General features: G+C 69.2%; 13 protein-coding genes and 1 pseudogene. 7 read left to right on the top strand and 7 right to left on the bottom strand.

Going from position 1 to position 15081, the window contains the following annotated elements:
• Window positions 1–124: 124 nt before the first annotated feature.
• Entirely contained in the window at window positions 125–3046 is a 2922-nt protein-coding gene (locus OIE13_RS12200) for a Tn3 family transposase (protein WP_326830003.1), read from the top strand.
• A gap of 66 nt (window positions 3047–3112) precedes the next feature.
• On the opposite strand, the gene OIE13_RS12195 is transcribed toward OIE13_RS12200, so the two are convergent.
• Entirely contained in the window at window positions 3113–3568 is a 456-nt protein-coding gene (locus tag OIE13_RS12195) for a PaaI family thioesterase (RefSeq protein WP_326640049.1), read from the bottom strand.
• A 39-nt stretch (window positions 3569–3607) separates the two neighbouring features.
• Window positions 3608–4249 carry a LysE family translocator gene (locus OIE13_RS12190; RefSeq protein ID WP_326830002.1) on the bottom strand — a complete coding sequence of 214 codons (642 nt, stop codon included), beginning with the start codon at window positions 4247–4249 and terminating at the stop codon, window positions 3608–3610.
• A 107-nt stretch (window positions 4250–4356) separates the two neighbouring features.
• Between OIE13_RS12190 and OIE13_RS12185 the strand changes: the two genes are divergently transcribed.
• Window positions 4357–4824 carry an Lrp/AsnC family transcriptional regulator gene (locus tag OIE13_RS12185; RefSeq protein ID WP_326640045.1) on the top strand — a complete coding sequence of 156 codons (468 nt, stop codon included), beginning with the start codon at window positions 4357–4359 and terminating at the stop codon, window positions 4822–4824.
• A gap of 59 nt (window positions 4825–4883) precedes the next feature.
• On the opposite strand, the gene OIE13_RS12180 is transcribed toward OIE13_RS12185, so the two are convergent.
• Window positions 4884–5537 (bottom strand): recombinase family protein, encoded by a 654-nt coding sequence (locus tag OIE13_RS12180; protein ID WP_326640043.1) that lies wholly within the window; start codon window positions 5535–5537, stop codon window positions 4884–4886.
• 384 nt (window positions 5538–5921) lie between these two features.
• On the bottom strand, window positions 5922–6989 hold the full coding sequence (locus tag OIE13_RS12175) for a hypothetical protein (RefSeq protein ID WP_326640042.1): 1068 nt from the start codon (window positions 6987–6989) through the stop codon (window positions 5922–5924).
• Window positions 6990–7554: 565 nt separating this feature from the next.
• Between OIE13_RS12175 and tnpC the strand changes: the two genes are divergently transcribed.
• From tnpC to OIE13_RS12150, 5 genes are all read left to right on the top strand, one after another.
• Window positions 7555–9054, top strand: a complete 1500-nt coding sequence (tnpC, locus tag OIE13_RS12170; RefSeq protein ID WP_326640040.1) for an IS66 family transposase — start codon at window positions 7555–7557, stop codon at window positions 9052–9054.
• Between the two features lie 263 nt (window positions 9055–9317).
• Window positions 9318–9641: a hypothetical protein gene (locus OIE13_RS12165; protein WP_326640038.1), complete on the top strand. Its 324-nt coding sequence runs from the start codon at window positions 9318–9320 to the stop codon at window positions 9639–9641.
• 11 nt (window positions 9642–9652) lie between these two features.
• Window positions 9653–10099, top strand: coding sequence for an ABC transporter ATP-binding protein (locus OIE13_RS12160; RefSeq protein ID WP_326830001.1), 447 nt, complete (start codon window positions 9653–9655; stop codon window positions 10097–10099).
• A gap of 3 nt (window positions 10100–10102) precedes the next feature.
• Entirely contained in the window at window positions 10103–10588 is a 486-nt protein-coding gene (locus OIE13_RS12155; RefSeq protein WP_442816064.1) for an AAA family ATPase, read from the top strand.
• A complete protein-coding gene (locus OIE13_RS12150) occupies window positions 10581–11360 on the top strand; it encodes an ABC transporter permease (protein ID WP_326829999.1) in 780 nt (259 codons plus the stop codon). The genes OIE13_RS12155 and OIE13_RS12150 overlap by 8 nt, the downstream gene beginning before the upstream one ends.
• Before the next feature lie 22 nt (window positions 11361–11382).
• On the opposite strand, the gene OIE13_RS12145 is transcribed toward OIE13_RS12150, so the two are convergent.
• From OIE13_RS12145 to OIE13_RS12135, 3 genes and pseudogenes are all read right to left on the bottom strand, one after another.
• Complete coding sequence (locus tag OIE13_RS12145) at window positions 11383–12399, bottom strand: NAD-dependent epimerase/dehydratase family protein (RefSeq protein WP_326640032.1); 1017 nt, start codon at window positions 12397–12399, stop codon at window positions 11383–11385.
• A gap of 314 nt (window positions 12400–12713) precedes the next feature.
• Window positions 12714–13723, bottom strand: a pseudogene (locus OIE13_RS12140) (IS5 family transposase).
• Between the two features lie 211 nt (window positions 13724–13934).
• Window positions 13935–15080 (bottom strand): FAD-dependent monooxygenase, encoded by a 1146-nt coding sequence (locus OIE13_RS12135; protein ID WP_326640031.1) that lies wholly within the window; start codon window positions 15078–15080, stop codon window positions 13935–13937.
• Window position 15081: the final 1 nt, after the last annotated feature.

Here is a 15081-nt window from a genome sequence, read left to right as displayed (position 1 = left end):
TAGCTAAGTGAGTGATAACGATTACGGTTCGTAGTCGTTGCGGGTGGGTGAATGGGGCTGGTTGGTCGGGGTTTCTGCTTGATCGTATTCGTGTCGGAGACGGTCGGGTGGAGGGTGGGTTCGGGTGCGTCGGGAGTGGGAGCCGGAGGAGCTGATCGCGGCGTGGACGCTGCTGGACGGTGACTGGGGGCTGGTGGGGAACAAGACGGGGGCGACGCGTCTGGGCTTCAGCCTCTTGCTGAAGTTCTTCGAGCAGGAGGGCCGGTTCCCCCGGCACGGAGGCGAGGTCCCGAAGGCCGCGGTCGACTACATGGCGGGGCAGGTGAAGGTCGATCCAGCGCTGTTCGCGGAGTACCGGTGGTCGGGGTCGACGATCGAGTATCACCGGGCGCAGGTGCGTCAGGCGCTGGGGTTCCGGGAGTCGACCCGGGCGGATGAGGACGTGCTGGCCGAGTGGCTGGCGGACAAGATCTGCCCGATGGTGTTCACCGACGAGGGCCTGCGGGCGGCGCTGCTGGCTCGCTGCCGGACGTTGAAGATCGAGCCGCCGGGCCGGGTGGACCGGATCGCAGGAGCGGGCCGGGCGCGGTTCGAGCGGGAGTTCTGCCAGCATGTGCTGAACGGGCTGTCGGCGGACTCGGCGCGGTCGCTGTGGGAGCTGGCCACGGGCGAGGACGGGTTCCTGCTGGAGCTGAAGTCCGACCCCGGACGGCTGGGCCTGGAGACGCTACTGGAGGAGATCGTCAAGCTCCGGCGGGCCAAGGCTCTGGGGCTGGCAGTGGATCTGTTCGGCGGGTATTCGGATCGGCTGGTGGCCTCCTGGCGGGCGCGGGCGATGGCCTCGCATCCGTCGGACTTCGCCACGAACCAGCCGCCGATCCGCCTGACGCTGGTGGCCGCATTGGCGTGGTCGCGGACGACGGAGATCACCGATGCGCTGGTCGATCTGTTCATCGGCCTGGTCTCGAAGATCAACACTCGGGCGGAGCGGAAGGTCGAGCGGGCGATCGAGGCCGAGGCCAAGAAGGTGCACCGCAAGACCGAGAAGCTGTTCTCCATCGCCGAGGCGTCGTTGCGGGCCCCGGAGGGCACGGTCCGTCAGGTGGTGTTCCCGGCCGTTGCGGGTGGGGAGGCGACGCTGCAGGCACTGGTGGCCGAGGCCAAGGCCGACCAGCGCGCTTACCGGGCGCGGGTACGGACAGTTCTGACCAGTTCCTACACCTCCTACTACCGGCGGATGCTGCCCAAGCTGCTGGCCGCGATCGAGTTCAAGTGCAACAACACCGCCTACCGGCCGGTGATGGATGCCCTGGACCTGCTGCAGCGCTACGCCGACATCCCCAACACCACCCGCCACTACGACGCAACGGAGAACGTCCCCATCCAAGGGGTAGTACCGGACGGCTGGTTGGAAGCGGTCGTCGACGCCGACGGCATCATCGAGCGGGCCTCCTACGAGCTGTGCGTGATCGTGTCGCTGAAGGACGCGCTGCGCCGCCGCGAGATCTACGTCGCCGGCGCCCGCCGCTGGCGCAACCCCGAGGAAGACCTGCCGACCGATTTCGAGGACAACCGGGACGTCCACTACGAGAATCTGCGCCAGCCTATGGACAGCAGCGTGTTCATCGCCACGCTGAAGGAGGCGATGCGCGCCTCGATGGCGGCGTGCGGCCGGGCGGTCAGCAGGAACAAGGCCGGCGGCACGAAGGTGAAGACCCACCGCGGCGAGCCGCGCTGGCACATCCCCGACCTGGGCAAACTGAAGGTCCCGGAGAACCTGCGGGCGCTGCACACCGAGGTCGCCGCCCGCTGGGGGATCATCGACCTGCTGGACTTCCTGAAGGAGTCCGACTTCGTCACTGACTTCACCGACGCCTTCACCACGGCCGCCACGAGGGAGGCGACTCCGCGGGAGGTGATCCGCAAACGGCTGCTGCTGGTCTTGTACGCGCTCGGCACGAACGTAGGGATCAAACGAGTCGCCGACGGCGGCCGCCACGGCGAGACCGAAGCGGCCCTGCGGGCGACGCGGCACCTGTTCGTCAACCGCGACAACCTCCGCGCGGCGATCGCGACCCTGGTCAACGCCACCCTGAAGATGCGGGACCCGCTGTGGTGGGGCAACGGGACCGCGTGCGCCTCGGATTCGAAGAAGTTCGGGTCGTGGTCATCGAACCTGATGACCGAGTACCACGCCCGGTACGGCGGCCACGGCGTGATGATCTACTGGCACGTGGACCGCAAGTCGGTGTGCGTCTACTCCCAGCTTCGCTCCTGCAACGCCTCCGAGGTCGCCGCGATGATGGAGGGCGTGCTGCGGCACTGCACCGACGCCACCATCGACCGCCAGTACACAGACAGTCATGGCCAGTCCCTGGTGGGATTCGCGTTCTCGCACTTGCTGGGGTTCAAGCTGCTGCCGCGGATCAAGAGGATCGCCCACCAGAAGCTGGTGAAGGCGGACGCCGATGACCAGGTCCCGGCCTGTTTGGAGGGCATGGTGGCGGACAAGCCGATCGACTGGGAGATCATCGCCCAGCAGTACGATCAGATGGTCAAGTACGCCACCGCGCTGCGGTTGGGCACGGCCGAGGCTGAGCAGGTGCTGCGCCGCTTCACCCGCGGCGGCCCCAAGCACCCCACCTACAAGGCCATCGAGGAACTCGGCAAGGCGGTCAAGAGCGTGTTCGTCGCCGAATACGTCGCTTCCGAGGGGCTGCGCCGGGAGATCCACGAGGGCCTGCAGGTCGTGGAGAACTGGAACTCAGCCAACACCGACCTGTTCTACGGCAGCGCTGGCACCCTGCCGGGCAGCGATAAGGAGCATCAGGAGGTCTCCATGCTCTGCCTGCACCTGCTGCAGTCCGCGCTGGTGTTCATCAACACCCTGCTTGTCCAGTCCGTCCTCAAAGACCCCGCCTGGCAGCAGCGACTGACCGACGCCGACAAACGCGGCCTGTCCCCGCTGTTCTGGTCCAACGCCAACCTCTACGGCACCATCGACATCGACATGGGCCACCGCATCGACCTGGGCCTCGCCGCCTGACCCGTCTTCATCGATGCCTTCGCAGCCAAGGTGGGCGGGGCTGTGCTGAGGAACCTTCGCCCGGGGTCAGCGTCCTTCGGGTGCGGGGTGTTGGGGTAGGCGGATGAGGGTCTGCTGGCCCGCGGCCACGAGGGTGCGCTGTTGGCCGTCGACGGCGAAGACCTCCAGCTGGCAGATGGACAGGGTCCGGCCGGGTTTGAGGACGGTGCCGATGGCCTCGATGTGGTCGCCTGTCGCGGGCGCAAGGAGGTTGATCTTGTATTCGACGGTGAGGACGGCGGTGTCGTCGGGGAAGAGGGTGTAGGCGGCGTAGCCGCCGGCGCTGTCGGCGATGGCGCTGGTGGCGCCGGCGTGGATGTAGCCGTCCTGCTGGGTGACCTCGGGCCGGGCGGGCAGGGTGATGACGACCTGGCCGGGGCCGATGTGGGCCAAGTGTGCGCCGAGGTGGCGCATCAGGCCCTGGCGTTCGAAGCTGGCCCGGATGCGTTCCTGCACCTCGGGGGTGGTCTGCTCGTCGGTCATCCCGTACTCACTCTCCTTCGTTCGGCCGTGGACGGGCCGTCAGGCGGCCAACTGCTCGGCCAGCAGCACCATGCCCAGGACGATCATCGCGACTCCCGACAGGCGGGTCACCCACAGGGCCGCGGCCGGGCGAGCACGCAGCACCAGGCGCGCTCCCGCGCCGACTCCGGTGTAGACCACGCCACAGCCGGCCACGTGCACCAGGCCCAGCATCATGATCTGCGCCGCCACCGGCCAGGCCGCGCCGGGGACGGTGAACTGCGGCAGTAGCGCCAGGAACAGCAGGAACACCTTCGGATTGAGGCCGCTGACACCTGCCCCCTTGACCGCCTGGCGGACCCACGAGCCGGACGCCCGGTCCTGCTCGCTTTCCCGCGGCGTCGAGGGGTGGCGCAGCGCGCCTGCTCCCAGCCACACCAGATAGGCCGCGCCCGCTGCGGTAAGCGCAGTCATCACCAGAGGCGAAGAAGCCACCAGTGCCGCCACCCCGGCGGCCACCACCACGGTCGCGATCAAGTGCCCTACCAGCATCCCGCCCACCGCTGGCAGCACCGTGCGATGACGCAGCCCCGCAGTGATCGCGTACGCCCAGTCCGCCCCCGGCGTGATCACGAACAGCAAGGACACCGCCCAGAACGCGGCCACCGCACCCACCGGCATGATCCACCCTCTTTTTTTCACGGGGCACCCCACCACGAGAAGCCCCGCTGAGAAGGTTATGTCGAATCACCTGAAATAGGCTTCCAAGTTCTCCCTCCTCACAACGGATATGAGGGAGAATCTTCCTCATGGACGATGTCGACCGTGCAATCCTTGCCGAGCTCCAGTCCGACGGGCGGCTCACCGTCACCGACCTGGCCGAACGCATCGGCCTCAGCCTCTCGCCCTGCCACCGGCGCCTGCGTGCCCTGGAGACCTCCGGCGCGATCAGCGGCTACCACGCGCGCCTGGACGCCCACGCCCTCGGCCTCACCTTCGAGGCCCTGGTCTTCGTCACCATGCGCAGCGCCGACCGCGACACCCTCACCGCCTTCGAGCACGCCGTCACCGGCATCCCCCACGTCCTGCAAGCCCAGCGCCTGTTCGGCGACCCCGACTACCTGCTGCGCGTCATCACCCGCGACCAGACCGCCTTCCAGCAGCTCTACGACGACCACCTGTCGCCCCTCCCCGGCGTCCAGCGCCTCACCTCCACCCTGATCATGAAAAGCGTCGTGGAGAACCGCCCGCTGCCCCTGCAGAGAGGACGGCCGTGATAGGCCGAAAAGCGGCCATAGCGATCTTGGTTGACGCGCGGGCTTGAGTGGGTGGATCCTCAGGCGACCGGGCCAGGCTGGTCGGGTAGCAAGTCGCCCAGCGCGGTGCGCACGGCGGCCCTGCTCACGCCCCGGGCGCGCGCCAGGGCCGCGATCGAGGCGCCGTCACCCCGGAAGGCCGCTCTCACTGCCTCGCGTCGTGCGCCGTCCAGCGCGGGCGGGCGGCCACGGAAACGCCCCTCGCCCTCAGCCGCGGTGACCCCCTCGGCGGTGAGCTCGTTCTGCAGGTCGCGCTGGAACTGCCCCACCGCGGTGATCACGTTGATGAGTAGCGCCGTGGTCGCGTCATTGGCCGCGAGGTCGTGGAAGTTCGACAGGGGCCCGGACAGGACGCGCAGAGCGACGCCCCGCGCGGCGCACCAGTCGCGGACGGCGTGGATGTCAACCAGATCGCGGCAGAGCCGAAACAGCTCCGACACCGTCAGGACGTCGCCGGGGTGCGCAGTCGCAGCGACCTTGGCGAACGCGGGCCGCTCCAGCGCCGGGATCTTCGAGGTCGTCGCCGGGTCCTCGAACAACAGCACGCCCTCGGCGGGGCGGAACCCCTCGGCCACGCCCTCGGTCCGCACCAGGAGGCCGGCCTCGGTCAGGATGTGCCGCTGGCGCAGCAGCGACTGGGTCGCGGTAGACACGCGGGAGTAGATGATCCGCACCAAGCGCTCCTGGAGTGTCGATCCCCGAAGCCGTGCGCACGGCAGGGAAGGCCGGATCCTCCTTCTATCTGTCGGGAAATCCTGTCGTCAATTCAAGCTCCAAAACATCCGCTTGGAGGGGAGTTTCGTCACCCGGAGTCCGGTTTTCCGGGGCTCGGTGCCGGGCGCGGCGGGGATGTCGTTAAACCTTCTAATCCCGACACCCCATGAGCGCAACCGCTCCAAGCGCAATTCCTACTTTGGGGCTGGGGACACGTTCGGGAGCGGAGGGCCGGGTCAGCGGCAGCCGATGGGGGGCGTTGACTGGAAACTACGGGCGGCCCACCCACGATGCCAGATCGTTCTCAGCGCCAACGGCTGTTCCTGGACTCCTCAACCCCGTACTCAGGCCGGTCCAGGCCGGTCCAGGCCGGCCCGCAACTCCGCGGTCACCGCGCGCTCTCGTAGCTGGGCGGCCTCGGCGCGCAACACCTGCGCCTGCTCGCGCAGGTCGAACAGCCGCATCTGCTCCATGGCGAGCTGCATTCGCGCCTCGTCGCGTTCGGCCTGCGCCTTACTCACCAGCGCCGCGGCATGCTCACGCGCCTCGGCGATCTCCTTGGTCGTGCGCCTGTCGGTCTCGACCAGCTGCCGCGCCGTCCGCCTCTCCGACTCGGCCGCCTGTTTTTGCGCCCGGGCCGCCTGGGCGCGTGCCTCAGAGGTCTCGGCCGCGGCCTCGCCACGCGCCCGGGCCTCGGTGTCGGCTCGCGCCATCGCCCGATCCCGCTCGGCCTCGATCGCCTGGGCACGGGCGGCCTCGGCCACAGCGGCCCGCTCGGCCTGGGCCCTGGCCTCCTCGGCCTCCCCCGCCGCCTGGTGCGCCCGATCTCGTTCCAGGCGCGCTTGCTCGGCCTGCCGCCGATCCTGTACGGCCTGCGCCCGGGCCGCGCGTGTCTCGGCCTCGGCGGCCTCCACCCGCTCGGCCATTTCCCGTACCGCGGCGTCGCGGGCCCGTTCGGCCTGCTCGGCTCTGCGTCTGGCCTCCTGCTCGGCGTGCTTGGCCTGGCGCTCGGTGACGGCCGCCTCGTGCAGGGCGGCCAGCGCCTGCTCTCTGGCGGTCTCCGCGTCGGCCAGTGCGGTGTCACGTTCGGCGTTGGCCTCCTCCACCTGGCGCGTCATCGCATCCCGCTCGCGCCGGGCGTGCTCGGAGGCCTCGCGTGCCAGCCGTACCTGCTCGAAGGCCTGTTCTCGCTCGGTGCGCGCGATCGCCACCCGGGTGTGCGCCTCGGCCTGCACCGCGCTCACCTTGGCCTCCACCCCAGCGGGGCTCAGCTCTTCGGACAGTACCTGTGCCAGCGGCGCTATCGCCGCGATCATTCCCTTCTCCATGCGCTCGTAGAATTCCTCGGCTCTGGCCAGCGCCCCCTCAAGCCCCGGTGTCGCCCGCCGCATCTCGCGTTCGCGCTTGGCCACCGCTTGGCAGTCACCTTGCGCGCAGTACGCCCTTGGCCGCCCTCGCCCCGGCTGCTGCTCGATCGGCGTCCCGCAGCGCTTACATGGCGTCACCGTGCCTGACTCTCGCATGGCCTCAGCGTAACACTTCTGATTTTCCAGAAATTTAAAATCAATAAATAAGATCTGTTGCGTCTACCTCATGTGGCTGTAACTACCGGGAATGTGAATTCCCGCAAGTTAGGGTCTGTGAGGGGTCTGCAAATCTGCAGCGAGATGTCAGTGGGATCCACCACTTCACAGGCATGGAGTTTCGTCGCTGGGATTCGTCGGTTCGCCGATGTCCTGTCTCACTCAAGCTGAGGCAGTCTCACTCAAGCTTAGGTATTCAGTGGTTTGTCTCACCCATCTGAGGCATGATCGCTGACGGGCTGTGCGACGCCAAAGGCTTGTTCTACTGATTGAAAGTGCAGGCCAGGAGCGGTTTCTCCGTCATGGTTAGTCCTACTGACGTGACTATTCAGGTCCCTGTCGTCGTGCGGCTGGCGTGGCGTGGGTGTGATCGAGCTCGTGGGATGATCTTTGGGTGATTCCGGCTGGGGGTGAGCATCCGTCATACGGCGAGCTCGCGGCTCTGGTCGTGACGCTGACCGCCCGGTTGGATGTGCTGGAGGCGCGGGTCGGTGAGCTGGAGACCGAGAATGCCCAGCTCAAAGCAGAGAACGCTGAACTGCGTGCCGAGAACGCTGATCTGCGGCGACAATTGGGGCGTAACTCGCGGAACTCCTCCCAGCCGCCGTCGGCTGATGGGCTGACCAAGCCGCCGCCACGGTCGATGCGGGGCACGAGCGGGCGCAAGGCGGGCAAGCAGCCCGGCACCCCGGGGACCGCGTTGACGCAGGTCGCCCACCCGGCGCGGAGCGTGCCCCATGTTCCGGCTGAATGCGAGGGCTGTGGGGCCGATCTGGCCGATGCCGCGCCGGCGGGCACGCCGGTGATCCGGCAGGTGTTCGACATCCCCGAGGTCAAGGTCGAGGTCAAGGTCGAGGTCACCGCGCACGAGTTGCACGCCCGCGCGTGTGCCGGCTGCGGGATCATCACCCGTGCTCAGGGCCCGATGTTCGCGACAGCCCCGGCTGTCCACGGGCCACGCGTGAGGTCGCCGGCCGCCTACCTGTCGGCCCAGCACCGTGTTCCGGTGGGCCGGGTCGCTGAGATTTTGGCCGATCTGGCGGGGATCGAGGTGTCGACGGGCTGGGTCGCCGAGGCGGTCACGAAGATGGCGCAGGTCCTGGCCCCGCTCAACGACCGGATCCGCGATGCGATCGCGGCCGGTCCGGTCGCGCACTTCGATGAGAGTGTCACTCGCGTGAACGGCAAGAACCATTGGCTGCACGTCGCCGCGACCGCCACGCTGACCGCTTACCACATCGACGAGCACGGCCGCGGCGCCGAATCGATCACCGCGTTCGGCATCCTGCCCCGCTTCACCGGGGTCGCGATCCATGACGCCTACCGTCCCTATCAGGCCTATGGCGGCTGCACGCACGCCTTGTGCAACGCGCACATCGTGCGTGAGGCCACCGGGATCGGCGAGTTCGATCCGACCGCGCGGGCCGATGGATGGGCCGAGGCGCTGGTGTTGCCGCTCGGTGACGGCTATCGGTGGGTGGCCGCCCGGCGCACCAACGGGCAGGACCGGCTCCCTGATTTCAAGCTCGACGATCTGTCGCGCCGCTATGACGAGCTGGTCGAACGCGCGCTGGCCGCGCATCCACCCCGCGGCTCGGGCAAACAGAGCCCGGCCCGGAACCTGGCCCTGCGGCTACACGACCGTAAGAGTGAGGTGCTGCGGTTCGCCGCCAACTTCACCGTCACGTTCTCAAACAACGTCGCCGAGCAGGCCATCCGCATGATCAAGGCGAAGACCAAGGTCAGCGGCGGCTTCCGCACGCTCAAAGGCGCTCAGACCTTCCTGGCCATCCGCGGCTACATCTCCACCGTCCGCAAGAACGGCCTGCGCGCTGCCCATGCCCTTCATGACGCGCTACTCGGCAACCCCTGGATACCCGCACTCACGCCGTGACCTGAATAGTCACCCTCGCGTATACCTTCCCGTCTCGCTCACCGCGCCCGGCCCATCCGGTAGTGCTGAACCGACGCGACTTTGTCGAGGCTGCTCCCGTCCTCCCCGGCGAACCCCCGGATTAGACTTCCTCCAGCTTTGATTCGCCGCTACGACGACGAAAGAATGGGCGGTCTTCCACCCCCATCCGGAACATCAGCGCCTCGTGGCGCACCACTTGGAGAGATACCCCCCGTGCCACCCGTATCAAGCGCATCGCCGCCGTGCACGAAGGCGGCGCTTTCCTGCGGTGGTTCGACGATGTCCTGTTGCTGCTCATGATCGTCCTGGTCGCCCTGCTGGCCGCCGTCGGGCTGGAACACCTCAGCTTCATCACCGGCCTGCTGGTCGGCCTCACCCTGACCCAGGTGCTGTTTCACCGCTTCACCCGGCCGCTCGTGCCGGACCACGCGCCTCCACCACCCCTCACGCCGATCAAAACCATGTCGTACGCCATCCAGGCCCATCCCCAGCTGGCCTGGTGCGACATCCTCCTGCAGGGCACGCTGCCCATCTGGGCGCTGTTCATGCTCATCACCCAGCGATGAAGGAGCACCTTATGGGCAGCTCAGCGGCCCCGGTCATCGCAGTGGCCGGCCTGACCAAGCGCTACACCGACGTCCTGGCCGTCCACAACGTCGGCCTGAGCCTGCAAGCGGGCCAGATCTACACCCTGCTCGGCCTCAACGGCGCCGGTAAGACCACGCTGATCCGCATGCTGCTCGGCATGATCGCCCCCACCGCCGGATCGGCCCGGGTCCTCGGCACGGTCGTCTCCGCCGGACAGCATTCAGCCCGACAGCGTTTGACCTGGGCCCGCACCGGCTACCTGGTCGAGGCCCCGGCCGCCTACCCCGAGCTGACCGTGGCCGAGAACCTGCACCTGTGCGCCCGCCTGCGCCAGCTGAAACACCCCGGCCGGCACGTGGAGGACATCATCGAACGGCTGGCCCTGACCCCCTACGCCGGGCGGCGCGCCCGCACCCTGTCGATGGGCAACCTGTAGCGCCTGGCCCTGGCCAAAGCCCTCCTCCACCGTCCCGAACTGCTCATCCTCGACGAACCCGTCAACGGCCTGGATCCCGCCGGCGTGGTGGAGATCCGCACCCTGCTGACCAGCCTGGCCCGCGAGCACGGCACCACCGTGCTGATCTCCAGCCACCTGCTGGCCGAGGTCGCCCGCCTGAACGGCCGCATCGGCATCCTGCACCAGGGCCGGATGCTGGCCGAACACGACGCCGACAGCCTGGATGCGCACCGGCGCCGCCACCTGAGGGTGACGACCCGCGACGACGCGACAGCCCACCGGGTACTGCGCGACCACGGCTACCGCCCCGACCCCGGCCTGCTGCTGGCCGACGAACGCGCCCTGGCACGACCCGAGGAGGTGGCCACCCTCCTGGTCGAGGCCGGCGTGCCACCCGCCGAACTCCACCTGGTGGAAGAAGACCTGGAAGCCTACTTCTTGCGCATCGTCGGAGCCGACCATGCGTGAGGCGCTGTGGAGCGAACTCCTCAAGGCGCGACGCAGCCGCCTGCCCTGGCTCACCGCGCTCGCTTTCACCCTCGTCACCCTCGTGTGCGGCCTGTTCATGTTCATCCTGGCCGACCCCGCCCGCGCCCGCGCGCTGGGATTGCTCGGCGACAAGGCCCAGCTGTCCGGCGCGAGCGCCGACTGGCCCGGCTACCTGGCCCTGCTGGCCCAAGCGGTCGCCGTCGGCGGCCTGCTGGTCTACAGCATGGTTGCCATCTGGCTGTTCGGCCGCGAGTTCAGCGACCACACCGCCAAGGACCTGCTCGCCCTGCCCACCTCCCGCACCGCCATCGTGACCGCCAAGTTCGCCCTCGCCGCCGCCTGGGCACTGCTGCTCGCCGCCGGCACGGCCGCCGGCGGCCTGCTGCTCGGCGCGCTGCTGGCCCTGCCCGGCTGGTCGGTGCAGGCGGTCACGGCCGGGGTGGCGCGGATCCTGGCCGCCGCCGCGCTGTCGGCCGCGCTGACCACGCCGCTGGCGCTGGCCGCCAGCATCGGTCGCGGCTACCTGGCCGCGGTCGGCGTGCTGTTCGTGCTGGCCTTCGCCGCCCAGATCGTCGCCGCGCTCGGCTTCGGCGCCTGGTTCCCCTACTCGGGCCCCGGCCTGTACGCAGGCATCACCGGCCCCAACCACGACCCGCCAGGACCCATCAGCATCCTGCTCGTCCTGACCACCGGCGCAGCCGGCATGGTGGCGACCCTCACGTGGTGGCGCAACGCCGACCACGACCGCTGACCCGAGCTGACGCTGCTGTCAGTCAACTGGTGCCGACGCCCAGGGGTGCCGTGGCGAACTCCCGCATTCCCTCGGCGAACCCGATCCCCGCGCGGAACCCGAGATCACGCGCGGCGCGGTCGGGGGCGGCGACGATGTGCCGCACGTCGCCGAGACGATATTCGCCGGTCGTGACCGGCGCGGGGCCCCCGTGCTCGGCCGCGAGGGCGGAGGCCATCTCTCCGATCGTGTGCGGCTCCCCGCTGGCCACGTTGCAGGCCGTCAGCGCTCCCGCGGGGGTGATCGCTTCGAGGGCCGCGAGGTTGGCGCGGGCCACGTCCCCGACGTGCACGAAGTCACGCCGCTGGCGGCCGTCCTCGAACACCCGGGGGGCCCTGCCCGCCTCCAGCGCGGATCGGAAGATCGCCGCCACTCCGGAGTAGGGGGTGTCCCTGGGCATCCTCGGCCCGTAGACGTTGTGGTAGCGCAGCGCGACCACCGTGCCGCCGATCTCCCGGGCCCAGTTGGCGGCCAGGTGCTCCTGGGCGAGCTTGGTCGTGGCGTAGGCGTTGCGGGGGTCCAGGGGCGCGTCCTCGTCGATCACGGCCGGGGTCAGCTCCGCTCCGCACCGCGGGCAGCGGGGCTCGAACCCGCCGCGGGCGAGATCCTCCCGCGAACGCGGGCCGGGCCGGACCCGGCCGTGTCCCGGGCAGTCGTAGGCGCCCTCGCCGTACACCACCATCGACGAGGCCAGGACCAGCCGTCCCACGTCGTGTTTCGCCATGGCCGCGAGCAGTACGGCGGTGCCGTACACGTTGATCGACGCGTAGTCCGGCAGATCGGAGACGTCGACTCCGAGGCCCACCTTCGCCGCCTGGTGGACCACCGCGTCCATTCCACGCAACGAACGGGTGAGCGGCTCGGTGTCGCGCACGTCGCCGACCAGGTGCCCGGCCCGGGGCCGGAGGTCGAGACCGGTGACCTCGTGGCCGGCCGCCTCCAGCAGCTCGGCCACATGACTTCCGATGAACCCGGCCGTGCCGGTTACCAGTACCCTCATCCCGCCGACGTTATTGCCTGATCCAGTGGCGGGTGGAGAACGGCGCGAAGGGTTCGCGACCCGTAAGGACTTGGCCCCGGTTCCGCGGCGAACACGGTCGGCCGGTTACGCGCCCCATACGCCGGTTCGGCCGGCCGCCGCACCCCGCCTCGCGCCGTCGCTCACCCAGCCGCCCCGGTCGTCTTCGGTGGCCGGGCAGCCACCTGGGTGAGCACGCCTCGATGACTTTCAGGTCAAGATTCATGACGTTAAGTCATAATGCCTAGAAGGGCATTTTTATCGGAAGCGGGACCAGGGGCTGTTCTGAGTTCGGATCATGCTGCGGGGTGGAGGCTACGGAGCCAGATGACCGCTCCGCGTAAGTGGAGTCCGGCGAGGTAGCTGGCGGGGGTCTTGTCGTAGCGCGTGGCCAGCCCTCGCCACTCCTTGATCTTGTTGATACCGCGCTCGACCGTGTTCCGGTCCTTGTAGAGTCCGGCGTCGTGGGAGATTGGGCGGCCGCCCCGCGAGCCCCGCTTCTTCCGGTTGGCGGCCTGGTCCACCTTCTCCGGGATCACCGCCCGGATGTTGCGTCGGCGCAGGTAGACGCGGTTGGCGCGGGAGGAGTACGCCTTGTCGGCGGCGACCGCGTCGGGCCGGGTGCGGGGCCGGCCGACCGGTCCGCGGACCTTGACGCGGTCAAGGACAGCGGCGAAGCGCGGGCTGTCGGCGGCCTGGCCGGGCGTCACCACGAAAGACAGCGGGCGACAGCGGCGGTCGGTGGACAGGTGCGTCTTGACGGTCAGCCCGCCCCGCGAGCGGCCCAGGGCGGCGGCTTTGAGGCGGACCTTGAGGCGTCGTCGCACCCGGCGGCGCTGGACGCGCATGGCCTCTGCCTCGGCGTCGGCCGTGTCGTCCGTTGCCGTCACTGGGGCGGTTTGTCCCTTTGGCGCAGTCCCTTTTCCTCCTCGGCGGCCTTCTCCAACTCCTGGAGCAGCTTGGGATCGATCGCCATGCCGGCGGCGTGGTGGTGGTGGGCGCGCGCGACGGTGGAGTCCACGCTGACCAGGCCGAGATCGACCTGCCCGCGCCGGGCGGCCTCGGCGATCATCTGCTCCATCGGCGTCTCGAAGGTGCCATTGAGCGCCCACTGCCGGAAGCGGCCATAGACGGTCGACCAGGAGCCGTAGCACTCGGGTAGGTCGCGCCACGGGCTTCCGGTACGGAACCGCCACATCACGCCGTTCAGCTGCTTGCGCAGGTCAGGGATCGGTCCGCGCTCACCCAGCGGCAAGTGCGGCTCGATCAACTCCCACTCGGAATCCGTCGGATCGCCACGCGTCACTCAAGACGTTTACCAGTCCGAGGGTGATCAGATGGCCGGTTCAACCGAACAGTGATCTGAACCTGGAACAGGCCCTAGCTCCGCGATTTCAAGATCGCGGGCTGACCAGGCTTCCCGGCTCACCGACGTTCGCGTCCCCGCTTGGGGCGCGTTCCTACAGTCGCCTGAAATGTAGCACCTGGCCGCGCGCCCGGCCAGGTGCCGCACGACCTCAGCCCTTGATGAAGCGACGGGTCATGTACCGCCGAACGGGAGGCAGGGAGGCCAGCCGCAACGGCAGCAGGCTCAGCCACAGCAGCACGGGGTTGGCGGGGGCGTAGACGCCTTTGACGCGACGGCCGAGTTTCTGTTTGCGTTCGGCTTCGGGCCGGATGGCGGCCTCCCACGCGGTCAGCGCGGCGGGGATGTCGCCGGGGTGGGCGGCCAGTTCGGTGCCGAGCCGGTCGGCGCCGCCGACGGCCAGCGCCGAGCCGTACCCGGCGAACAGGGTGACGCACCAGGCCGCGTCGCCGAGCAGCACCACCCGGCCGCTGCTCCAGGACGGTGCCACGACCTGGCTGATGGTGTCGTAGTAGACCGAATCGGCCCGCTGGAGCCCGGCGAGGGCTTCGGGGATGACCCAGCCGAGGTCGCCGTAGACGCGTTCCAGCTGGGTGGCGACGTCCTCGTCCGGGCGGGCGTGGTCGGCGCGGTAGCCGAAGAAGGCGACGTTGCGGCCGTCGCCGACGCTGATGACCGCCGCGGTACGGCCGCGCGAGGACAGGGTGCCGGTCGCGCCGGGCGCGATGGTGGCGGGCCGCCGGTCGAGCATGAAGACGGCGACCTTGTGCTCCAGGTCGAGCAGGAACTCCTCCTCCGGGCCGAACAGCAGGGCGCGGGTGGCCGAGTGCAGGCCGTCGGCGCCGATCAGCAGGTCGGCCTCCTCGACGGTGCCGTCGCTCAGGGCGACACTGACGGCGTGCTCGTCCTGGTCGATGGCGGTGAGGGTGGCGCCGAAGTAGATCTTGGTGTGGTCGCGGACCCTCTCGTACAGGACGGCTTCGAGGTCGCCGCGCAGGATGGTGATCGAGCGCGGCCCGGTGGTGGCGGCGATGGTGGCGCGATCGAGGGCGAAGCGGCGCGAGCCGTCGCTCCTGTGATAGACGAGCTCGGTGGTGTCGAAGGACTTGGCTCGCAGGGCGGGCAGGATGCCCATGCGTTCGGCGGCGTCGTAGCCGATGCCGCCGAAGGTGACCGCGTAGCCGCCGCCTCGGCGGGCAGGGGCGCGTTCGACGATGAGGGTGTCCCAGCCGATCTGGTGCAGACGCAGGGCGGTGGCCAGACCGGCGATGCCGGCTCCGATGATGATGGCGCGCATG

This window comes from Streptosporangium sp. NBC_01810, assembly GCF_035917355.1.
Taxonomy (GTDB): Bacteria; Actinomycetota; Actinomycetes; order Streptosporangiales; family Streptosporangiaceae; genus Streptosporangium.
Note: the sequence above shows the minus strand (reverse complement) of the source record. Positions and strands in the feature narration are given on the sequence as shown.